Origin of the sequence: Pseudomonas sp. BF-RE-22 (genome assembly GCF_019956155.1) — a bacterium.
Lineage (GTDB): Bacteria > Pseudomonadota > Gammaproteobacteria > Pseudomonadales > Pseudomonadaceae > Aquipseudomonas > Aquipseudomonas migulae.
Map to the genome: position 1 here is coordinate 1 of NZ_JAHBDD010000048.1, position 20,842 is coordinate 20,842.

Annotated in this window: 20 protein-coding genes; 14 read left to right on the forward strand and 6 right to left on the reverse strand. The window is 61.1% G+C overall.

Going from position 1 to position 20,842, the window contains the following annotated elements; genetic code table 11:
- The first annotated feature begins 387 nt into the window (after positions 1–387).
- The 4 genes from KGA82_RS21775 to KGA82_RS21785 all read left to right on the forward strand — a co-directional run bounded on the left by KGA82_RS21775 (position 388) and on the right by KGA82_RS21785 (position 5,007).
- Positions 388–2,403, forward strand: a complete 2,016-nt coding sequence (locus tag KGA82_RS21775; RefSeq protein WP_207286742.1) for a ribonucleoside triphosphate reductase — start codon at positions 388–390, stop codon at positions 2,401–2,403.
- A 32-nt stretch (positions 2,404–2,435) separates the two neighbouring features.
- Positions 2,436–2,603 (forward strand): anaerobic ribonucleoside-triphosphate reductase, encoded by a 168-nt coding sequence (gene nrdD, locus KGA82_RS29350; RefSeq protein ID WP_008032934.1) that lies wholly within the window; start codon positions 2,436–2,438, stop codon positions 2,601–2,603.
- On the forward strand, positions 2,600–3,295 hold the full coding sequence (locus KGA82_RS21780) for an anaerobic ribonucleoside-triphosphate reductase activating protein (RefSeq protein ID WP_008043833.1): 696 nt from the start codon (positions 2,600–2,602) through the stop codon (positions 3,293–3,295). The genes nrdD and KGA82_RS21780 overlap by 4 nt, the downstream gene beginning before the upstream one ends.
- A 92-nt stretch (positions 3,296–3,387) precedes the next feature.
- Positions 3,388–5,007 carry a methyl-accepting chemotaxis protein gene (locus tag KGA82_RS21785; protein WP_008032931.1) on the forward strand — a complete coding sequence of 540 codons (1,620 nt, stop codon included), beginning with the start codon at positions 3,388–3,390 and terminating at the stop codon, positions 5,005–5,007.
- Between the two features lie 33 nt (positions 5,008–5,040).
- On the opposite strand, the gene KGA82_RS21790 is transcribed toward KGA82_RS21785, so the two are convergent.
- From KGA82_RS21790 to KGA82_RS21810, 5 genes are all read right to left on the reverse strand, one after another.
- Positions 5,041–6,420 (reverse strand): 4Fe-4S binding protein, encoded by a 1,380-nt coding sequence (locus tag KGA82_RS21790; protein WP_223452500.1) that lies wholly within the window; start codon positions 6,418–6,420, stop codon positions 5,041–5,043.
- Positions 6,408–7,262 (reverse strand): FTR1 family protein, encoded by an 855-nt coding sequence (locus KGA82_RS21795; protein ID WP_223452501.1) that lies wholly within the window; start codon positions 7,260–7,262, stop codon positions 6,408–6,410. The genes KGA82_RS21790 and KGA82_RS21795 overlap by 13 nt, the downstream gene beginning before the upstream one ends.
- A 22-nt stretch (positions 7,263–7,284) precedes the next feature.
- Positions 7,285–7,617: a cupredoxin domain-containing protein gene (locus KGA82_RS21800; protein ID WP_008032923.1), complete on the reverse strand. Its 333-nt coding sequence runs from the start codon at positions 7,615–7,617 to the stop codon at positions 7,285–7,287.
- Complete coding sequence (locus KGA82_RS21805) at positions 7,618–8,142, reverse strand: iron transporter (RefSeq protein WP_223452502.1); 525 nt, start codon at positions 8,140–8,142, stop codon at positions 7,618–7,620.
- Positions 8,143–8,229: 87 nt separating this feature from the next.
- Entirely contained in the window at positions 8,230–8,589 is a 360-nt protein-coding gene (locus KGA82_RS21810; protein WP_192226490.1) for a hypothetical protein, read from the reverse strand.
- A 160-nt stretch (positions 8,590–8,749) separates the two neighbouring features.
- Here KGA82_RS21810 and KGA82_RS21815 point away from each other — a divergent pair, with 160 nt between their 5' ends.
- The 8 genes from KGA82_RS21815 to KGA82_RS21850 all read left to right on the forward strand — a co-directional run bounded on the left by KGA82_RS21815 (position 8,750) and on the right by KGA82_RS21850 (position 15,508).
- Positions 8,750–8,962: a DUF3079 domain-containing protein gene (locus tag KGA82_RS21815; RefSeq protein ID WP_223452503.1), complete on the forward strand. Its 213-nt coding sequence runs from the start codon at positions 8,750–8,752 to the stop codon at positions 8,960–8,962.
- A 163-nt stretch (positions 8,963–9,125) separates the two neighbouring features.
- The gene (locus KGA82_RS21820) at positions 9,126–10,106 is read left to right on the forward strand and encodes a quinone oxidoreductase family protein (RefSeq protein WP_223452504.1); all 981 of its coding nucleotides are present in this window, start codon (positions 9,126–9,128) and stop codon (positions 10,104–10,106) included.
- A 13-nt stretch (positions 10,107–10,119) separates the two neighbouring features.
- Positions 10,120–10,968 (forward strand): TauD/TfdA dioxygenase family protein, encoded by an 849-nt coding sequence (locus tag KGA82_RS21825; RefSeq protein ID WP_223452505.1) that lies wholly within the window; start codon positions 10,120–10,122, stop codon positions 10,966–10,968.
- Between the two features lie 87 nt (positions 10,969–11,055).
- A complete protein-coding gene (locus tag KGA82_RS21830; RefSeq protein ID WP_008032909.1) occupies positions 11,056–12,108 on the forward strand; it encodes a 3-keto-5-aminohexanoate cleavage protein in 1,053 nt (350 codons plus the stop codon).
- Between the two features lie 91 nt (positions 12,109–12,199).
- Positions 12,200–13,519 carry an MFS transporter gene (locus KGA82_RS21835; RefSeq protein WP_223452506.1) on the forward strand — a complete coding sequence of 440 codons (1,320 nt, stop codon included), beginning with the start codon at positions 12,200–12,202 and terminating at the stop codon, positions 13,517–13,519.
- Positions 13,516–14,178, forward strand: a complete 663-nt coding sequence (locus KGA82_RS21840) for a DsbA family oxidoreductase (RefSeq protein WP_223452507.1) — start codon at positions 13,516–13,518, stop codon at positions 14,176–14,178. Before KGA82_RS21835 ends, KGA82_RS21840 begins: the two co-directional genes overlap by 4 nt.
- The gene (locus KGA82_RS21845; RefSeq protein ID WP_008043850.1) at positions 14,175–14,501 is read left to right on the forward strand and encodes a Rieske (2Fe-2S) protein; all 327 of its coding nucleotides are present in this window, start codon (positions 14,175–14,177) and stop codon (positions 14,499–14,501) included. Before KGA82_RS21840 ends, KGA82_RS21845 begins: the two co-directional genes overlap by 4 nt.
- Positions 14,498–15,508, forward strand: a complete 1,011-nt coding sequence (locus tag KGA82_RS21850) for a YeiH family protein (RefSeq protein ID WP_223452508.1) — start codon at positions 14,498–14,500, stop codon at positions 15,506–15,508. The genes KGA82_RS21845 and KGA82_RS21850 overlap by 4 nt, the downstream gene beginning before the upstream one ends.
- A 1,216-nt stretch (positions 15,509–16,724) precedes the next feature.
- On the opposite strand, the gene KGA82_RS21855 is transcribed toward KGA82_RS21850, so the two are convergent.
- Positions 16,725–17,768, reverse strand: coding sequence for an AraC family transcriptional regulator (locus KGA82_RS21855; protein WP_008032805.1), 1,044 nt, complete (start codon positions 17,766–17,768; stop codon positions 16,725–16,727).
- A 355-nt stretch (positions 17,769–18,123) separates the two neighbouring features.
- Between KGA82_RS21855 and KGA82_RS21860 the strand changes: the two genes are divergently transcribed.
- Entirely contained in the window at positions 18,124–18,690 is a 567-nt protein-coding gene (locus tag KGA82_RS21860) for an RBBP9/YdeN family alpha/beta hydrolase (RefSeq protein ID WP_008040963.1), read from the forward strand.
- 128 nt (positions 18,691–18,818) lie between these two features.
- Positions 18,819–20,822, forward strand: coding sequence for a DUF1302 domain-containing protein (locus KGA82_RS21865; RefSeq protein WP_008040962.1), 2,004 nt, complete (start codon positions 18,819–18,821; stop codon positions 20,820–20,822).
- Positions 20,823–20,842 lie beyond the last annotated feature (20 nt).

Sequence of the window (20,842 nt, forward strand, 5' to 3'; positions counted from 1 at the left end):
GCGCCCCCTCGAGAGGCCGAGTGGAGGTTCTGCGCAGTGGGCAACCCGGCATGGATGCCGGGTTAGCCGCCCCCGGCCATGGATGGCCGATGGCGGCGGGCCCACGGAGCAGGACCGGAGCGAGGGCATGCCGAGCCTAGGCGAGGCACCGAACGAAAGGGGCAAGAGCCCTTGGTTACTTGCCGCTTCTGCAAGTGACTCGCCGTAAGGGCGAAACCGCCAGCCGCCATCACCACAACAACGAATATACACACCAAAAACAAATGCTAAGCAATCACCGCCAAATCTTGATATCGGTCAATTGCAGATCCGTCCTTTGTCCGTAACCTCCACTGCATGTTGTGTTTTTAGATGAATAAAAATCTATATGTAGTATCTGGAGGCCGAATGCAAAGCACGCTGATCTCAGTAGGAAGTAACCGTTTGCACAAGCGCAACGGTGACCTGGTTGCCTTCGACGCCGACAAGATCCGTCAGGCGTTGATCGCTGCCGGCAGGGCAACCGGGGAATACACCGACGTTGAAGCCGAAGGCCTGCTCGAGGCCGTACTCGCCCGTCTGGAAGGGCTGCCGAGACTGCATGTCGAACAGATCCAGGACCGTGTCGAACGGGTGCTGATGGACGCCGGTTTTTTCTTCGCCATGCGCGCCTACATCGTCTACCGCGAACAGCATGGACGCTTGCGCCGCGACCGCCGGACCCTGGTCGAGGTCGCCACCTCCATGAACGAATACCTCGACCGTGAAGACTGGCGGGTCCAGGCCAACGCCAATCAGGGCTATTCCTTGGGCGGGCTGGTGCTGAACGTGTCGGGCAAGGTCACCGCCAACTACTGGCTGGACGAGGTCTACAGCGAAGCCATCGGCCAGGCCCACCGCGAGGCGGATTTGCATGTGCACGACCTCGACATGCTCGCCGGTTATTGCGCCGGATGGTCGCTGCGCACGCTCTTGCACGAAGGGCTCAACGGTGTGCCGGGACGGGTCGAAGCCGGTCCGCCGAAGCACCTGAGCAGTGCCCTGGGGCAGATGGTGAATTTCCTTGGCACCCTACAAAACGAATGGGCCGGTGCCCAGGCGTTCAGTTCGTTCGACACCTACCTGGCGCCCTATGTGCGCAAGGACCAGCTGGGTTTCGAGCAGATACGCCAGGCGATCCAGGAATTCATCTACAACCTAAACGTACCGTCGCGCTGGGGCACGCAAACGCCCTTTACCAACCTGACCTTCGACTGGGTTTGCCCGCAGGATCTGCGCGAGCAGATCCCCATCATCGGCGGTGAGGAAATGCCGTTTGCCTATGGCGACCTGCAAGCCGAAATGGACCTGCTCAACCGCGCCTACATCGAGGTGATGCAGGCTGGCGATGCGAAAGGGCGGGTGTTCACCTTTCCGATCCCGACCTACAACATCACCCATGATTTTCCATGGGACAGTGAAAACGCTGACCGCCTGTTCGAGATGACTGCGCGTTACGGCTTGCCGTATTTCCAGAACTTCCTCAATTCGGACATGCAACCCAATCAGGTACGTTCGATGTGCTGCCGCTTGCAACTGGACGTGCGCGAGTTGCTCAAGCGCGGTGGCGGCTTGTTCGGCTCGGCGGAACAGACCGGATCGCTCGGCGTGGTGACCATCAACTGCGCGCGACTGGGTTATGTATTCAAGGGTGATACCAGCGGTTTGCTCAAGCGTCTGGACACGCTGATGGAACTGGCGATGGAGAGCCTGGAGGTCAAGCGCAAGGTGATTCAGCATCACATGGATGCCGGTTTGTACCCGTACACCAAGCGTTACCTCGGCACCTTGCGCAACCATTTCTCGACCATTGGCCTCAATGGCCTGCATGAAATGCTGCGCAATTTCACCGGCGACAAGGAGGGCATGCACACCGAGCACGGCCGGCAGTTTGCCCTGAGGATGCTGGACCATGTGCGCGCCACGCTCGTGCGTTTCCAGGAAGAAACCGGCCACCTCTACAACCTCGAGGCGACGCCGGCCGAGGGCACTACCTACCGTTTCGCCAAGGAAGACCTCAAGCGCTATCCCGACATTCTCCAGGCCGGCAGCGCGCAGGCGCCGTATTACACCAACTCCTCGCAACTGCCCGTGGGCTACACCGAAGACCCCTTCGAGGCCCTGGAACTGCAAGACGAATTGCAATGCAAATACACCGGCGGGACGGTCTTGCATCTGTACATGGCCGAGCGGATTTCTTCGACCCAAGCCTGCAAGCAACTGGTGCGCAAAGCCCTCGGGCGGTTCCGCCTGCCGTACCTGACCGTGACCCCGACATTCTCCATCTGCCCGGTGCACGGCTACCTCGATGGCGAGCACGAGTTCTGCCCCAAATGCGACGAGATCCTGCTGCTCAAAGAACAGCAAACCGGCACCGTTCACTGATTTCGATCCACTCAACCGCAAGGAGCTTCACCATGATTGCATCGCAAACACTGCCCCAGGCTCAACGTCAACGCTGCGAAGTCTGGACCCGGGTGATGGGTTATCACCGTCCGGTGTCGGCGTTCAATCCGGGCAAACAGTCGGAGCACCGCGAACGGGTGCACTTCACCGAAAGCGCGGCCGTGGCCGGGCGCCAATGAGTCGAATGCTGCGGGTCGGGGGCATGGTGCCCCTGACCACTATCGACTATCCGGGACAGCTCGCCTGCGTGCTGTTTTGCCAGGGGTGCGCCTGGCGTTGTCGTTACTGCCATAACCCGCAACTGATCCCGCCTCGTGGCACCGAGGAAGTGGATTGGCGGCGGGTTATGGCGTTTCTGCAACGTCGACAGGACCTGCTCGATGCCGTGGTGTTCAGCGGCGGTGAGCCGACCTTGCAGGACGCGTTGCCCGGCGCCATGGATGAAGTGCGCGCCATGGGATTTCGCATCGGTTTGCACAGCGCCGGCATCAAGCCGGCCGCGTTCGCCAAGGCGCTGGCCGGGGCCGACTGGGTGGGCTTCGACGTCAAGGCATTGCCCGAGGATTGCCAGGCCATCACCCGCGTCGAGGGCAGCGGAACAGCCAACTGGCGCAGCCTCGAGCATCTGCTGGCCAGCGATGTCGACTACGAATGCCGCACCACCGTGCATTGGCATCTCGTCGAACCGGCACGTCTGTTGACCCTCGCGCAGCGATTGAGCGCGCTGGGCGTCAAACGCTTCGCCGTGCAACTGGTGCGCACCGAGCGGATGTTCGATCCGCTGCTGCCGAGCGTTTCGGCACAGGCTTTGCTACCCGATCTTTGGGAGGCGATGCGCGAGTTGTTTCCAGCGTTCGTGTTACGGGGGTAACCGAACCTGCGAATCAACGTTCAACAGTGACATCCACCATGAATTTCAAATGCGCTGCCAATCAGGCAGGTATCAAACTGGGAGCATTTGATATGGCTAAATTAACCACGGCACAACGGATCGTCATCGGCTTTGCAATCGCGCCGCTGGCGCTGATGGGCATGGCGTTTTACGCGTTGCACGATCTGGCAACGCTCAAGGAACAGGCGGTGGTCATCGTCAAACAGGACTGGCCGAAGATCGAACCGATCATGGTCATTGCCACGGGCGTGCGCGATAACGCCAGGAACACCCGGGACTTGCTGATCAACAAGGACAATCAGCAAGTGCAGCAGTCGATCGACGCCACCAAGAAACGCATCACCCAGGCGCTCGAAACCCTTGAGCCGCTGTTCTATCTGCCAGAGGGCAAAGCCGCATACCTGGCCTTGAAAAAGAACCGCGAAGCCTACGTTGCCGCGTTCACCCAGGTGCAGGTCTTGATTCGGCAAGGGGCTTCCGACGATGCCATGGCCCAGCTGAAGCAGAAAGTCGTACCGGCCGAAGCCGAGGTGTATCGCAGCCTGGATGAGTTGATGGCGCTGCAAGGGAAAATCTTCATCGACCGTGAACAGTCGGCGCAGGCACTGTACAGCGATGCCCGGCGTAACATGCTCGGGTTGTTCCTGTTCTGCCTGGCGCTGGTGATTGCCGCTGCGATAGTCGTCACGCGCAGTGTGACCCGGCCATTGGGTGGCGAGCCGGATGATGCCGCACGGTTCTTGAGTGAAATCGCCGAGGGCGACCTGACGATTCAGGTGCCGGTGGGTGCAAGTGCCGACGGCAGTGTGATGATGAACATGCATCAGATGCAGCAAAGCCTGAATGCCATGGTCAAGCACATCGCTTCTTCGGTAGACCGGGTAGCCAGCTCTTCCGAAGAACTGAGTGCCGTCAGCAGCCAGACCGCCAGCAACCTGCAATTGCAGGGGCTGGAGATCGAGCAGGCGGCTGCGGCGGTGAATCAGATGACGGCTGCGGTGGATGAAGTGGCGCGCAACGCGGTCAGTACTTCCGAGGCCTCCAAACAATCCGAGCAAACCGCGCAGCGCGGCCGCGAACAGGTTCAGGAAACCGTGGTCGCCATCGGCGAACTGGCCGATGGCGTCACCGACACCTCGCAACGCATCGAGCAACTGGCGGGCCGGGTGCAGGACATCAGCAAAGTCCTGGACGTGATTCGCAGCATCGCCGAGCAGACCAATCTGCTGGCCCTCAACGCGGCAATTGAAGCCGCACGGGCCGGGGATGCCGGGCGCGGCTTTGCCGTGGTCGCCGATGAAGTGCGTGCGCTGGCGCATCGCACGCAGGAGTCCACCCAGGAAATCGAGCAGATGATCGGCAACATTCGCCAGGATACCGGCCATGCGGTGACGGCCATGCAAAGCAGCAGTCATCTGGTGCGGGCCACCCTGGAAGTGGCGCAGCGCTCAGGTGATGCACTGGATCAGATCACCCGGTCCATCTCGCAGATCAATGAACGCAACCTGATGATTGCCAGTGCCACGGAGGAGCAGGCGTTGGTGGCGCGTGAGGTGGATCGCAATCTGGTGGGGATTCGCACCTTGTCCGAGCAAGTCTTGCTGGGTGCGCAGCACACCGACACCGCTGGCCATGAACTGGCACAGATGGCCGGGGCGCTGCATCAGACCGTAGCGCGATTCAAGGTCTAGACCACCCGGGCGGGTGGTTGTGGAGGTGGGCGCTCAGGACCAGCCCCAGAACTGCAACCACCAGCCAAACCCGATCAAACCATTGGCTAACAGCAGGCAGGCGCTGCCCGACATGCGCCGCGCCAGAGAGCGGTTTTCGCGGTTCAGTCGCTTCCATCCCAGCAGCAAACTCCAGCCTATCGCGGCCACCAACAGGCAGGCCCTGACCGGTTGCACCCATTCCAGCAGCAAACCTTCATAGCGCAGCAGTTTCACGGTGGTTGCCGACAACCCGAGAAACAGTCCCGCACCACCCAGGGGCGTGAGTGTGAGCGCCAGGGGCCAATACAGTGCACGATCACCCGCCAGTCGAGCGGTCAGGCGCAAGAGAACCATTAGTACGGTGCCGAGCAGCACCGAACTCAAACTCAGGTAAGTGACGATGCTGAACCCGTCGAGCCAACTGAAGCTGTCGTTGAGCTGCGGGTAGTGGGTGAGCAGCCACCAGGGCGCGTTGTCTTGCAAGGCCCAGAGCTGGTCGTGTTCAACCAGCCATTGGGCGAGCGTTTGTTTGAGGGCGACGAACCAGGGGCTGACCGTCCACTGGAATGCGCCCATCGCCAGGCCGATCACACCGAACAGCAGCAAGCGAGCATCCCACGGGGATAGCGTCTGCGACGTCGCGTGAAGAATCTCTTGATTGCCCGACCGGGCGATCAACTGGACGGCACCGCGTTGCCCGCTGCAGCGCCCACAGGCATGGCAATCACTGGCGCCTTGCAGGCGTCGGATATCGAGCAACGGTGCGCAGTTGGGGGGCGGCAGGCGTGGCGGGGCGTTTTCTATCCAGCGTTGTTCGTTGACCTGAAAATGCACCGGCGCCAGGCGGGCGAGCAGTGCAAACACGCCGCTGACCGGGCACAGGTAACGGCACCAGACCCGCTTGCCTCGGGCGAACAACAACCCGACGACCACCGCAGCGACTGTCGAACCACCCAGAATCAACAGCGCCGCCTGGGCGTAGTCATAGACGCTGATCAACTGGCCATAGAGGGTCGTCAGGCAGAACGCCAGGGTCGGCCAGCCGCCCCAGCGCAACCAGCGCGGCACGCCCATGCCTTTGCCGTAATGGCTGGCCCATTCGCTGAGCGAGCCTTCCGGACACAGCACGCCACACCAGAGCCGACCGAACATCACGATCGACAGCAGCACGAACGGCCACCAGATCCCCCAAAACAAAAACTGCGCAAGCAAGGTCAGGTTGTCGAGCATCCGTGCCTGACTGTCCGGCAGCGGCAGCAGCGGCGGGATCACCAACAGCACTGCGTAAAACACCACAACCAGCCACTGCGCGGCACGAATGAACCGCGCATGGCGACGCATCCCGTCGCCCATTTGCTGGAGCCATCGATTGTGCCAACTCAGTTCAGGCATGGGACTTTTTCCATCGTCCGTTGCCGTAGCCATCCGCCGACGACCAGCCAGTAACCGATCCATACCAGCAAGGTCAGGCCGCTGGGGGTTGCCCGATAACCGGCAAAACCGGCGAGGAAACCACCGAGCCCATGGCTGTCGCTCAGTAAGACGCTGCTGTCCCAGAACGCGTCGCCAATGACGCCGTAAACCTGCTCCGGCAGATCGAGGGCGAGCAGTTGGCCGCCGATTCGCTCGGTGCCACTGACCAGCAATGCGGCCCCGAGCATGAGCAGGATGACTTCGCTGATGGCAAAGAATCGTTGCCACGAAATGAACCGGCGACTGCTGTGCAGCAGGATGATGGTCAACGCCGACAGCACCAGCCCCATGGCGCCGCCGATGGCAAACAAACCGAGCTGCGGGCCTCGCAGTTGAGCACCGGCGCCATAGAGAAACACGACCGTTTCACTGCCTTCACGACTGACCGCAAGCATCGCCAGCAGCAACAACCCCATGCCGCCTTGCCGGGCCAGATGGCTGTCGGCGTGGCGCTGCAAATCCTGTTTGAGGGAGCGTCCGTGACGGTGCATCCAGCCCACCATCTGCACCATCAACAGGCTAGCAACCAGCGCGAGTGCGGCCTGGAACCATTCACTGGCCGACCCGCTCATGGCCTCGCCGGCAAACAGAATCAGCACGGCCAACAGACCCGAGAGCAGCAACCCCAGCCCCACGCCGACCCACAAGTATTTGACCAGTCGATGGCCCTGGTACTGCTGGCTGGCCCAGGCCTGGAGAATGCCGATCACCAGCAACGCCTCGACGCTTTCGCGCCAGACGATGAACATTGATTGATTCATGAAAACTCCGTGCGCTGACAGGTTATTTCGCGAGGATGCCGCCCTCGGGCAGTTGCGGATTGAACTCGTCGAAAAACGGGTAGTGACCGGGCCTGAGCGGGTGAATGACGACAAAGGTGGTCACGCCCGGTGACATGACTTTTTCAACCCGCAGCGGTGTGCTCTCGAATTCGGCCGGCCCCTGACCGTTGTTTTTCAGGACGATCTTGAATCGCTGCCCGGCCGGGACCTCCAGCAAGGCCGGCGTGAAGTGACCATCGCGCAGGATCAGTTCGTAGCTCGGCAACTCGGCATGGGCGGTCAACGGCGCAAGGGCTCCAGCCACCAGCAGGCAGGCAACCTGCAGGCGTTTCATTCAATAGCCACCTTTTTTGCCAATGCCGGCGTAGACGAATTCGTAGTGCAGCTCGCAGCGTTCGAACCAGGGCGCGACACCGGTTTCCTTGTCGGTGTGGCGACCGAGAGAGGCGTGACCACCGGGTGGCAGGATGGTGAAGGTGAGTTGATATTTGCCCGGCCCCATCAGCTTCACATTGTCGCCGTAGTGCGGACCGTCGTTGGCGACCATGGCGTGGAAATCGCCTTTGAGTTCCGGGTCTTTGCCTTGCTTTTTCAGATTGAAAGAGACGTTGAGATAGGGCACGAAACTGCCTTCCTGAAAGCCCTGGTGATTATCCGCAGTGGCGCGGATGTCGGCCTCCAGGTGCACATCCGAATCCGCAGTGGCGCGCATCATGCCCGCCGGTTCCATCTCGATCGGTTGCAGATAAACCGCCCCGACTTCCAGCCCCGGACACAGCTGTGGTTCGCCGATCGGGTATTCCTTGGCCTGAGCCAGTGGTACGAGCAAGAGCAAAGCGAGTGTGAGAGAGGTACGCATGATTTCTTCCTGGGCACTGACGAGTAGGAACCCGAGTCTAGGAAGGTTTGCTGCGAACAATAATGATTGCTATCAAGTTTTGAGTAATTAAACCGACGGCTCGTCGCGCCGGCGAAATCGCTGGGCGCGCTCGACGCTGTGGGTCATCTGTGCCGCCGCATGGACGGTCAACGGATGCTGGGTAAATCCGGCTCTGGGGGAAATGTAGCCGGCCATTTCCCGGGCAACGGCGAGCTGACGTTCCGAACCTTCTGCCAGCAGCGCGATGACCAGGTTTTCCAGGGCAATCACGCGGACACGCAAGTGAACCAGTTCGGCGTTTGTCAGCGCAGGCGGGGCGATAAAGGCATCGCTATCGATGGATGTTGCGGCGTCTTGATCGTCCCATGTCGACAGCGGTGGACGGTCGGGTGTCTCTGCGTTCGGGTGAGGATTTTTATTGATCATGAGCGACGTCTCCAAGTCTGTTCGGCCGTTATCAGCTTAGCCTCAGGATCATGATCGGGGGAGGGCAGTCACTCGATGTCGATAGCTTGATATCCATCAAGGACGACTTTGCACAGAGGCTGTAGGTTGGAAAAACGCCTCTCAAAGACCGGAGATCGGCATGGCCAAGAATTTCCCCGACAACCCCAAACACCCCGAGCGGATTTGCTGGGGGTGCGACCGGTATTGTCCGGCCAAGTCGTTGGCGTGCGGCAATGGCTCCGAGCGTACGATGCATCCGGCCGAGATGTTTGGCGAAGACTGGAATGTGCCCGGCGATTGGGGTATCGAGCCCCTCATCGTCACAACCAAGGCGGCGGATGACGATATCTGACGCAGGTCCAACCTGGTCATAGCGCAGCATTGCGTTCCATGCCCGCCACCATCTGTCATGAAATGAAAAGCCTGTGTCGTCTGATGAGAAGCGGCTCACCAGACTGCGTCCTACAGTCCAATCAGCGCAAATCGACGCTGTACAGACTGGAGAATAAGAAAAAATGGCCAACGCCGTACGCTTCTACGAAACCGGTGGTCCCGAAGTCCTCCGTTATGAGGAGGTCGAGGTCGGCGATCCCGGTCCAGGCCAGGTTCGTCTTCGTCATGTGGCTGTAGGCCTTAATTATGCCGACACCTATTTTCGCAATGGCACTTACCCGATTCCGATGCCCAACGGCATGGGGGTTGAAGCGTCCGGTGTGGTCCAGGCCGTTGGCGAAGGGGTGACCAACGTCCAGGTGGGGGACCGCGTCACCTATACCGGTTTCCTCAACACCCTTGGCGCCTACAGCACCGAACGGCTGATCGCGGCCGCGCCGTTGATCAAGCTGCCGGAAACCATCAGTTTCGAGACCGCTGCGGCCATGACCATGCGCGGCCTGACGTCTTCGTACCTGATGCGCCGCATCTACGACTTCAAGGAAGGCGACAGCATTCTGCTGCACGCCGCCGCCGGTGGCGTCGGCCTGATCGTCTCGCAGTGGGCCAAATTGCTCGGCTTGAACGTGATCGGCACGGTTTCGACCGAGGAAAAGGCCCAAATCGCCCGGGCTCACGGTTGCGACCATACTATCAATTACAGCCATGAAGACGTCGCCGCCCGCGTTCGCGAATTGACCGCTGGCGTTGGCGTCAACGTGGTGTTCGACAGCGTCGGCAAGAACACCTTCGCCGGCTCCCTGGATTCGCTCAAGCGTCGTGGCCTGATGGTGTGCGTCGGCACGGCATCCGGTCCGATCCCTGCGTTCGACCCGGTGATGCTGGCGATGAAAGGCTCGTTGTTCCTGACCCGTCCGGCCCTGGCTGACTACATCGCCGACCCTGCGGAGAAAGCCGCCCTGGCCGGTGAGTTGTTCGACCACGTCGGCAGCGGCCGGATCAAGATCGAGATCAACCAGCACTATGCCTTGCAGGACGCGGTGCAGGCTCATCGCGACCTTGAGTCGCGCAAGACCACCGGTTCGTCGATTTTCGTCATTTAAGGAGCGGCCAGCCATGAAAGTCGAACAATTGACCTGCAACATCGGCGCCGAACTGATCGGCGTGAACCTCGCCGACGCGGTGCATGACGACGGTCTGTTTGCCGAGATTCGTGCCCAGTTGCTCAAGCACCGGGTGGTGTTCCTGCGTGATCAGGACATCACTCGCGACGAGCACGTGGCCTTCGCTCGCCGCTTTGGTGAGTTGGAAGACCATCCGGTGGCCGGCAGCGATCCGGATCATCCGGGGCTGGTGCGCATCTACAAGAATCCGGACCAGCCGATGGACCGCTATGAAAACGCCTGGCACACCGACGCCACCTGGCGCGAGGCGCCGCCAATGGGGTGCGTGTTGCGCTGCGTGGAATGCCCGCCGGTCGGCGGCGACACCATGTGGGCCAACATGGTCGAGGCTTATGCGCGTTTGCCGGAAGACGTGAAGGTGAAAATCGCCGACCTGCGTGCCCGTCACAGCATCGAAGCGAGTTTCGGTGCGGCGATGCCGATCGAGAAACGCCTGGCGCTCAAGGCGATGTACCCGGACGCCGAGCACCCGGTGGTGCGCACCCACCCGGAAACCGGCGAGAAGGTGCTGTTCGTCAACGCCTTCACCACCCACATCAGCAACTACCACACCTCTGAGCGGGTGCGCTTCGGCCAGGACGCCAACCCCGGCGCCAGCGAATTGCTGCGCTACCTGATCAGCCAGGCGTACATCCCCGAGTATCAGGTGCGCTGGCGCTGGAAGCCCAACAGCATCGCCATCTGGGACAACCGCAGTACCCAGCACTACGCCGTCATGGATTACCCGCCGTGCCATCGCAAGATGGAGCGCGCCGGGATCATCGGCGACAAGACCTACTGATCGACCCTTTCTGCATACGCACTCGTAAACACGTCTGCCCGGCACGATCCCGGGTGGGCGGGACAATCATAAAAAGTGGAGTAAATCATGCAATTCTTCGACGATTCCCTGCACCCGGAAAACATGGAAAAAGTGGTCATCACCGTGGCCCCGTACGGCCCGGAATGGATGCCTGAAGATTTCCCGGAAGACATCCCGCTGACCATGGACGAGCAAGTCCAGAAAGCGGTCGATTGCTATGAAGCCGGCGCCACCGTGCTGCACCTGCATGTGCGTGAACTGGACGGCAAGGGCTCCAAGCGCCTGTCGAAGTTCAACGAGCTGATCGCCGGCGTGCGCGAAGCCGTGCCGGACATGATCATCCAGGTCGGCGGTTCGATTTCCTTCGCCCCGGAAAGTGATGGCGAAGCCGCCAAATGGCTGTCCGACGATACCCGCCACATGCTGGCCGAGCTGACGCCAAAACCGGATCAGGTCACGGTGGCGATCAACACCACCCAGATGAACATCATGGAGCTGCTGTATCCGCAATACCTGGAAGGTACCTCACTGGCTAACCCGTTGATCCAGGCTGCCTACAGCGAAATGACCGTACCGGCCGGCCCGGCCTGGGTTGCCGAGCACCTCAAGCGCCTGATGGACAACGACATCCAGCCGCACTTCCAGCTGACCGGCATGCATGCCCTGGAAACCCTCGAGCGCCTGGTGCGCAAGGGCATCTACAAGGGCCCGCTGAACCTGACCTGGATCGGCATCGGTGGCGGTTTCGACGGCCCGAACCCGTTCAACTTCTTCAATTTCATCCACCGCGCGCCGAACGGCTGCACCCTGACCTCCGAGTCGCTGCTCAAGAACGTCATGCCGTTCAACACCATGTCGATGGCCATGGGCATGCACCCGCGCGTGGGCAATGAAGACACTATCATTGATCACAAGGGTGATCGCTTCGGCTCGGTGGCGCAGATCCAGCAAACCGTGCGCATTGCCCATGAACTGGGTCGCGAAATCGCCACGGGCAAAGAAGCCCGCGAGATTTATCGCATCGGTGTGAAGTACGACAGCATCGAGCAGACCCTGCTGGCCAACGGTATGGCCCCCAACCGCAAGGCTGGGCAAAAGGGTGTGCCGCAACGCGGCTGACCGGCGGTCCGGACGAGGGGCCGCAACCTCTCGTCCACCGCACTGCAACACGCTTGATAACAACAATAAATAAAAGCATTGAGGAGGCTGCATGGCCTTTCACCCAATCGCCGCTGACGATGACGACGCAGGTTGCGTCGGCGTTTCGCGCCAATATGCCTGGATCGTTTTTGCATTGACGTTCGGCCTGTTGATTTCCGATTACATGTCGCGTCAGGTGCTGAACGCGGTATTCCCGCTGCTCAAGAGCGAGTGGGCCCTGAGCGACGGCCAGCTCGGGTTGCTCAGCGGCATCGTTGCCTTGATGGTCGGCCTGCTGACATTCCCGCTGTCGTTGATGGCTGACCGCTTTGGACGAGTCAAGAGCCTGGCGCTGATGGCGTTGCTGTGGAGCCTGGCCACGCTGGGCTGCGCATTGGCGCAGGATTACCAGCAAATGTTCATTGCCCGGTTCATGGTCGGCGTCGGTGAAGCGGCTTATGGCAGCGTCGGTATCGCCGTGGTGATTTCGGTGTTTCCGAAACACATGCGCGCCACCCTGGCCAGCGCGTTCATGGCGGGCGGCATGTTCGGCTCGGTGCTGGGCATGGCGTTGGGCGGTGCCATCGCGGCCAAGCTAGGCTGGCGCTGGTCGTTCGCCGGCATGGCGCTGTTTGGTCTGGTGCTGGCGATGCTTTATCCGATCATCGTCAAGGAAGCGCGCATCGCACCGCAACGGGTCGCCAAGGCTGTCGCGGGGGCCAAGCGTCCGCTGCGTACGCTGTGGTCCAGTCGTTCGGTGGTAGCGACCTACGTCGCCAGCGGCTTGCAGCTGTTCGTCGGCGGCACGGTGATGGTGTGGATTCCCAGCTACCTCAATCGCTACTACGACATGCCGACGGACAAAGCCGGCGCCATGGCGGCGATCATCGTGCTGTGCAGCGGTGCGGGGATGATTGTGTGCGGCATGCTCAGCGATCGGCTATGTCGCAACTCGCCGGAACGCAAGGTCAGCCTGGCCATCGCCTTTTGCCTGGGCAGTTGCCTGCTGCTGTCGGCGGCGTTCGCAATGACGGCAGGGCCTATGCAACTGGCACTGATTTGCCTGGGCATGCTGATTGCCACCGGCACCACCGGCCCGGCTGGCGCGATGGTCGCCAACCTGACCCATTACTCGGTCCATGGCACGGCCTTCGCCACGCTGACATTGGCCAACAACATGCTGGGACTGGCGCCGGGGCCGTTCATCACAGGAAGGGTGTCGGACCTCATCGGCCTGCATGCCGCTTTCCAGCTGGTGCCATTGGTCAGCCTCGCGGCAGCGGCCGTGTTCTTTTATGCCAAGTGTCATTACCACAAAGATATTGCCCGCCTTCAGGGTCAGCGTGTGCCTGACCCCGTCAGCGAAGCCGGGTTAGAGGTGAAGTTGTGAGTCGTCGTCTACAGATTGATGTGTTTTTCGATTTTATCTGCCCTTGGTGCCTGATCGGCAAACGCCAACTGGAGCATGCGCAGGTACAGTTTCGCAGTCGCCATCCGGATGTGCAGATCAGCACGCAGTGGCATGGCGTGCAGTTGCTGCCGCAGTTGCCGTTGGAGGGTGAGCCCTTCGTCGATTTCTACCGCAAGCGCCTGGGCAATGCCGATGCCATGACCATGCGCCAGGCCCAGGTACAAAAGGCTGCCGCGGCGGTTGGACTGAGCATCGACCTTGGCCAGATCGAGACGATGCCCAATACCGCAGACGCCCATCGCCTGTTCGAGCGGGTCAGCGCGCTGGGCAACGCTGCCCAGAGTGAAATGTTGCTAGAGCGGCTGTTCGCCGCTTATTTCCGCAAACGCGAAAACCTTGGTTGCCGCGAGACCTTGCTCGCCATTGCCCGCTCCTGCGGCATTGATGCGCAGGTCTTGGCTGACTGCCTGACGGGCGACGCCACTCCATTTGCTGGATCACCCGAGGCGAGCAGTGGCGTACCGGGCTTTCAGTTCGATCGCCGCATGACGGTGGTGGGCGCGCAACCTGCAGCGGTGTTGCTCGGGGCCATGAGCCAGGCACTGAAAGAAAGTGATTACGAGCGGCAACCTGTATGACCCGGCGTATCCCCGTGCCTGCCGGCAAACACCCGCAGGTCGGCGGTCGTGCACTGTTCGAATTCGATGACAAAAGCCTGGCGCTGTTCAACGTCGAAGGTGACTTGTTCGCCATCGACGACAGTTGCCCGCACCAGGGCGCTTCGCTGTGTGGCGGGCGACTTGAGGGGCGAGTGATTCAGTGTTGCGCCCATGGTCTGCGCTTCGATCTGCGCAGCGGTTACCTGCTCAATTCCACCGCAGTCAAAGTCGCCAACTACCCGGTCGAGATCATCGACGGCCAGGCATTCATCGTCATTGTTCCCGAGGAGGCCGCGCCATGAGCGCCATCGCTCTCACCCGTATCCACAGCCGAACGCGCGAACTGGCGCCGGGTTTTGTCGTCAGTCTGATCGTGGCGGCGGCCGCGTCCTTTTTGTCCGAGCACTACGGTGCGCCGGTGATGCTGTTTGCCTTGCTATTGGGCATGGCCCTGAATTTTCTGGCCGGCGACGGTGCCTGCAAGGCCGGCATCGAATTCACGGCGCGCACCGTGTTGCGCATCGGCGTGGCGCTGCTGGGCATGCGCATCACCCTTGAACAGATGGCTGCGCTGGGCTGGAAGCCAGTGGCGCTGGTGGTGATTCTGGTGGTGGTGACCATCGGCGTTTCAGTGATCGCTGCCAAGGCGCTGGGCTTCCAGCGTTTGTTCGGCATGCTCACCGGAGGGGCTACCGCGATTTGTGGTGCATCGGCCGCGTTGGCGCTGGCGGCAGCGCTGCCCAATCATCCGCAGAAAGAACGCGCGACCTTGTTCACGGTGATTGGGGTGTCGGCGCTGTCGACTCTGGCGATGATCGTGTACCCGATGATTGCCAATTGGCTGCAACTGTCGCCGCAAGTGGCCGGGGTGTTTCTCGGGGCGACCATCCATGACGTGGCCCAGGTGGTCGGCGCCGGTTACAGCATGTCGACCGAGACTGGCGATACGGCCACGGTGGTCAAGCTTATGCGGGTCGCCATGCTGCTGCCGGTGATCGTCACCGCCGCGATGATCACCCGCATGCAGGGCGCCGATCCGACCGGCAAGCGACCGCCGTTGCTGCCGTGGTTCGCCGTCGGTTTCCTGTTGCTGGCGTGCATCAACAGCACCGGCTGGGTGGCCCCGGTGGTGCAGGGCTCGATCAATGAGCTGTCGCGCTGGTGCCTGGTGGTGTCCATCAGTGCCCTGGGCATGAAGACCCAACTCAAGGAGCTGGCGGCGGTGGGTATCAAGCCGATCCTGTTGATGGTGGGGGAGACGGTGTTCCTCGTCGTGCTGGTGCTGTTGTTGCTGCACTGGGGCCTTTGACACCCGACGCAAAACGCTTTTTGACAGAGGGCTGCACCGCGGTTGACTCCTCACTGTGGTGGTGTCCTCGACCGGTGTCGACAACACCGGTTTTTTCGGCGACTGTGCCAGCAGTCGCCTTTTTTTTTTGCCCGGTGTGAGCTCGCTGGGGGAAGGACCAGAGGCCAAGCTTCCCACGTCATCGTTGACCTCCATCGGTGCCTTTGCCAGCGTTGATCCATGCCGTGTCAAAGCTTGTGGGAGATTGTTGTTTGAGTACATATCCATTGCTGCGGTGATGGCGGCTATTGGTTTCGCCCTTACGGCGAGTCACTTTCGAAAAGCGCGAAAGTAACCAAAGCGCTTCTGCCCCTTTCGTTCGGTGGCTCGCTAATGCTCGCCATGCCCTCGCTCCGGTCCTGCTCCGTGGGCCCGCCGCCATCGGCCATCCCTGGCCGGGGGCGGCTAACCCGGCATCCATGCCGGGTTGCCCACTGCGCAGAACCTGCGCTCGGCCTCTCGAGGGGGCGACGACCGCCACAGCCGCCGAGGCGGCCTGAAAGCCGACCTGGCTCATTTGCGTACGCGTTCTCCTTCTCTGCTGCGCTCACTCATTCCGAGCATGTACACCGCTCCCCTGTAGGAGCCGGCTTGCTGGCGATAGCGGTGGGTCAGACAATTAATGTGTTGGTTGGACGGACGCCATCGCCAGCAAGCCGGCTCCTACACGGGATCGGGTTCACACGGTCAAAATTGTAGGAGCCAGCTTGCTGGCGATGGACGTCAACGATAACGCGGGCTGTCTGAATGAACGCGGTGTCCAGACGATTTTCGCCGGCAAGCCGGCTCCTACAGGGAATCCCATACGCTTTTGATTTCCACCACTCATCAGGCCGAGCGTTAGCTCGCCTTCCGCTTTTGATCTTGAGGTATACGCCCCCTCGAGAGGCCGAGTGGAGGTTCTGCGTAGTGGGCAACCCGGCATGGATGCCGGGTTAGCCGCCCCCGGCCAGGGATGGCCGATGGCGGCGGGCCCACGGAGCAGGACCGGAGCGAGGGTATGCCGAGCCACAGCGAGGCACCGAACGAAAGGGGCAAGAGCGCTTGGTTACTTGGCGCTTTTCCAAGTGACTCGCCGTAAGGGCGAAACCCATAGCGGCCGTTACCGCAGGAATGGATATGTACACCTGAAAGAGATTGGTCGGCTGTCTGGCTCACTCCTACAACAGGCGCGATATCAGTAGGGTTTGGGTGGGGCCGCGTCCGTCGGGGCTTTTGCCGAACCCTGCTTTTGCACCCGCCACGTCGCCGGCGGCATGCCGAACTGGCTGATGAACCACCGCGTAAACGAACTCGCCATCGAGTAGCCAAGCATGTCAGCAATGCGACCGAGCGTGTAATTCGGGTTGTCCAGATAACGCAGCACCAGGTCGCGGCGCACATCGTTGATCACATCGTTGAACGCACAGCCATCATCCTTGAGGCGACGTTGCAGGGTGCGAACGTTCATGCCCTGGCTCTGCGCGACTTGCTCGATGGTAGCGCGGCCCATGGGCAGCAGCAGGTAGATGGCCTTGCGCACTTCGAACAGCATCGAAGTGCCTTGGTGGCTTTGCAGCGAATCGAGGTAGCTCTGGGCGTAGCGGGCCATGGCCGGGTCGGCATTGGCGTTGGTCATGTCCAGGCTGGCACCTGCGCAGACGATGCCGTTGAACTCACTGCCGAACTCCAGGGTGCAGCCGAACAGGCGACGGTGCAGTTGAAGGTTGTCGGGGGGCTGGTGGGTGAAATTGACGCTGTAGGGATGCCAGTGAGAGCCGAGCAGGGCGGCGCACAGGCGGAACATCACGCCGATGGCAAGCTCGGTGGCCTGTCGACTGGGCATCGGCGAGTCGGTGACCACCTCTTCGCGAATGATCACCATCTTGCCGGCCTCTTCAATGAAGATGGCCAGCGAATCATTCATCAAGTGCCGGTAATGCACCACCACCTGCAAGGCATCACGCAGCGTGCGCTGATGGCTGAGCAGCAGGCTGACCACGCCGAAGTCCGAGAGCTGGCGCGACTCGGCCATGCTCAGGCCGAAGTTCTGGCAGCCGCTGGCGGCGGCTGAATCCTCCAGCAGACGCACGGCGGCATCGATGGGAATGCGATGCTCAGGGGCTTGCAGCAGGGCTTTGCTCAAGCCGACGCCGGCCAGTACATCGCGCGGGTTGAACCCCAGGTACTGAGTAACCTCCAGGTAGTTGGTCAAGACAGCGGCGCGAACAAGCTTGGGCATGCGAAGGTCTTTCCTGGGCCGGTTGCGATTCAGATGAGCGTGGCGACTATATCCAGCACATCAGCGATTGAACAGTTGCGATGTTGTCGAGGGCGCTCGCCAGTTTCTGTCCGCAATCACCTCCGTTGTCGTGGAGCAATCGACGCACACCCATTGATTACAGTGAGCTGCAGAGAACCTGTGGGGATTTTCGACCAGTGGTCGGCGCGCGCCAATACCTGGAAATCTGTCATGAAAAGAAAAGTGCCTGACGTCCAATGAAAAGCGCCTGGGGTGGGCGCTCTTTAATGTCAGTCCTACAAAAAGCCCCTGGCCACAGAGCCAGTCGAGTCATCGAGAAAGCGTAGGTGCTGAAGTGGACAAACTGCAAACTGCCGCAACCGTTCTGATCGTACCGGGCCTGCGCGAGCACGTTGCCGAACATTGGCAGACGTTGCTTGAAGCCAGGCTGAGCAAGGTACGTAGTGTGCCGCCGCAGGAGACCGACAAGCTCGATTGCAACAAGCGCGTGCAAGCGATCCAGCACGCGCTGGAGCAGATCGACGGGCCGGTGATCCTGGTCGCCCATAGCGCCGGCGTACTGATGGTCGCGCACTGGGCCGCGCAGTACCGCCGGCCGATCAAGGGCGCGCTGCTCGCCGCGCCACCTGACCTCGATGCCCCTTGGCCGTCAGGCTACCCATCGCCTGAAACCCTGCGTAGCCAGGGTTGGGATCCTCTACCCAAAGGGCCGCTGCCATTTCGCAGCCTGGTGGCCGCCAGTACCAACGACCACCTCGCCAGCCTGGAAGCCGTTACGCACCTGGCTGAAGGCTGGGGCAGTGAGCTACTCAATCTGGGCGATGTCGGTCATCTCAATCCTGCTGCCGGGTATGGGCACTGGCCGCAAGCCGAAGCCCTCATCCTCGAGCTGGATCGCTAGTTCAGGCGCCGGTTGGCTCGCGCCATCCGGCATTTGCCCTCACTCCTGAAAAACGCAAACCCCTGGAACAAGAGGGTGCGCGAGGGCGGCTGCGCTTAAAACAAATACAAAATGGCGGAGACAACGCAATGCACAACAATAAGAGTCACGGGTTCACCGCTTCACGCTACACCTTGCTGGCCTCAGCCATTCTCGCGGCAACGGTGCCGATGGCCCATGCGGCAGAGATCGAGACAGGTAACCCGGACTGGACCGTTCGCCTGGATAACACCATCAAGTACAACTATGGCGTACGCACTGAAAGCGCGGACAAGCGCATGTTGGGCACGCCGAACAACAACGACGGCGACTACAACTTCCGCAAGGCCGGGACCAACATCACCAACCGCGTCGATCTGTTGACCGAGATGGACGTGGTCTACCAGAACCACATGGGCTTTCGCGTCAGCGCCGCCAGCTGGTACGACAAGGCCTACGAGAACACCGGTTCCAATTCGAACCCGTTCGTCAACGGCAACGGTTCAACCTCGGGCCTGGTCGCCAACGACCCGCGCCTGGCCGGGGTCACCAATGACAACGTCGGCAACGGCAGCCCGCACCTGAGCAACTATGCCCAGCGTTACTACACCGGCCCGTCCGGTGAAATCCTCGACGCCTTCGTGTTCTACAGCACCGAAGTGGGCGAGGAGTCGATGCTGAGTTTCAAAGCTGGCCAGCACAACGTGTTCTGGGGCGAGACCATTCTCAACCCGGTGCATTCGATCAGCTACGGCCAGTCCGGCCTGGACCTGGCCAAGCTGGCCGCGTCGCCGGGCACCGAAGCCAAGGAACTGTTCGTTCCGCGCAATCAGCTGTCGATGTCCTTCACGATCAATCCCGAACTGACCGTGGCCGCCCAGTACTTTCTCGACTGGGACGCCGCACGCCTGCCGGAAGCCGGCACCTACTACGGCGGCTCCGACCTGGTCGGTTTCGGCGCGCAGTCGTTCCTGCTGGGTAACACTAATGCTGTCGTGCCTGGCAGCCCTCTGGGTTGCGGCCTGGCGCCGTGCAACGGCTTGACCAACGTGCGTCGCGGGCATGACCTGACGCCGGACAAGCGCGGCGACTGGGGCCTCATGGCCAAGTGGTCGCCAGCCTGGCTGGACGGCACCCTCGGCGTTTACTACCGCGAAACCTCGGAAATCCTCCCGCAAGCCTGGCTGGATGCCCGAGGCCTGAGTTCGGCCAACCCGAACGGAACTCGCCCGGCCGGCCAGGTGCCCGCGGTGATCAATACGCTCAACTCGCTGAGCACCGCCACCTATCAAATGGCCTATGCCGACAACATCAAGATCGTTGGCCTGAGCCTGTCCAAGGATGTGGGCGGGGTGAGCGTGGGTTCGGACCTGAACATTCGTCACAACATGCCGCTGGCGAGTATTCCGGCGGTTGTCAGCACTAACAGTCCGCTGGGCCTGGGCGCGGGTCTTGGCCTGTTGCCGGCGCGTACGGCTGCCACCGGTGTGGTTTATGACACCCCGCAGAAGGGCGACAGCATGGCCGCCACCGGCGACACCTTGCACTGGACGCTCAACGGTCTGATGACCATTGCCAAAACGCCTGTATTCGATTCGGCAACCCTGCTTGGCGAGCTGTATTACAGCAACCTGCTCAAGCTCGATAGCAAGAACGAGGCGCTCTACAAAGGCAAGGGCACCTACCGCGGTATCGACCAGCCAACCCGGGACAACTGGGGCATCGCGGTCAACTTCACACCGACCTGGTACCAGGTGTTTCCCGGTGTCGACCTCAACGCGCCGATGTCCATCAACGTCGGTCTCGATGGCGTTTCACCGGTCTCCGGTGGCGGTGCCAAAGACACCGGTAACTACGCCATCGGTCTCGGGGCCGTTGTGTACAACAAATACTTTGTCGACCTGAAGTACGTGGACTCTTTCGGCAAGACCGACAAGTGCAATGTCAGCGGTGTGAGTACCGGCCCGACCGGAGGTGACGGCGCTGCGCCGAACGCCTTTAGCGGTAACGAAAACTACGCCTGTTTCGCCGGTGGCTACTCGGCCTTTTCCGGTGGTGGTGCAACGACTGAGGACCGTGGCGCCGTTTACCTGACGATGAAAACCACTTTTTGATTCAACACTGATTTGCTCAA

Excerpts from the sequence above, each read along its gene's own strand:
- KGA82_RS21775 (WP_207286742.1), top strand. The coding sequence starts at position 388 with ATGCAAAGCACGCTGATCTCAGTAGGAAGTAACCGTTTGCACAAGCGC.
- nrdD (WP_008032934.1), top strand. The coding sequence starts at position 2,436 with ATGATTGCATCGCAAACACTGCCCCAGGCTCAACGTCAACGCTGCGAA.
- KGA82_RS21780 (WP_008043833.1), top strand. The coding sequence starts at position 2,600 with ATGAGTCGAATGCTGCGGGTCGGGGGCATGGTGCCCCTGACCACTATC.
- KGA82_RS21785 (WP_008032931.1), top strand. The coding sequence starts at position 3,388 with ATGGCTAAATTAACCACGGCACAACGGATCGTCATCGGCTTTGCAATC.
- KGA82_RS21790 (WP_223452500.1), bottom strand. The coding sequence starts at position 6,420 with ATGCCTGAACTGAGTTGGCACAATCGATGGCTCCAGCAAATGGGCGAC.
- KGA82_RS21795 (WP_223452501.1), bottom strand. The coding sequence starts at position 7,262 with ATGAATCAATCAATGTTCATCGTCTGGCGCGAAAGCGTCGAGGCGTTG.
- KGA82_RS21800 (WP_008032923.1), bottom strand. The coding sequence starts at position 7,617 with ATGAAACGCCTGCAGGTTGCCTGCCTGCTGGTGGCTGGAGCCCTTGCG.
- KGA82_RS21805 (WP_223452502.1), bottom strand. The coding sequence starts at position 8,142 with ATGCGTACCTCTCTCACACTCGCTTTGCTCTTGCTCGTACCACTGGCT.
- KGA82_RS21810 (WP_192226490.1), bottom strand. The coding sequence starts at position 8,589 with ATGATCAATAAAAATCCTCACCCGAACGCAGAGACACCCGACCGTCCA.
- KGA82_RS21815 (WP_223452503.1), top strand. The coding sequence starts at position 8,750 with ATGGCCAAGAATTTCCCCGACAACCCCAAACACCCCGAGCGGATTTGC.
- KGA82_RS21820 (WP_223452504.1), top strand. The coding sequence starts at position 9,126 with ATGGCCAACGCCGTACGCTTCTACGAAACCGGTGGTCCCGAAGTCCTC.
- KGA82_RS21825 (WP_223452505.1), top strand. The coding sequence starts at position 10,120 with ATGAAAGTCGAACAATTGACCTGCAACATCGGCGCCGAACTGATCGGC.
- KGA82_RS21830 (WP_008032909.1), top strand. The coding sequence starts at position 11,056 with ATGCAATTCTTCGACGATTCCCTGCACCCGGAAAACATGGAAAAAGTG.
- KGA82_RS21835 (WP_223452506.1), top strand. The coding sequence starts at position 12,200 with ATGGCCTTTCACCCAATCGCCGCTGACGATGACGACGCAGGTTGCGTC.
- KGA82_RS21845 (WP_008043850.1), top strand. The coding sequence starts at position 14,175 with ATGACCCGGCGTATCCCCGTGCCTGCCGGCAAACACCCGCAGGTCGGC.
- KGA82_RS21850 (WP_223452508.1), top strand. The coding sequence starts at position 14,498 with ATGAGCGCCATCGCTCTCACCCGTATCCACAGCCGAACGCGCGAACTG.
- KGA82_RS21855 (WP_008032805.1), bottom strand. The coding sequence starts at position 17,768 with ATGCCCAAGCTTGTTCGCGCCGCTGTCTTGACCAACTACCTGGAGGTT.
- KGA82_RS21865 (WP_008040962.1), top strand. The coding sequence starts at position 18,819 with ATGCACAACAATAAGAGTCACGGGTTCACCGCTTCACGCTACACCTTG.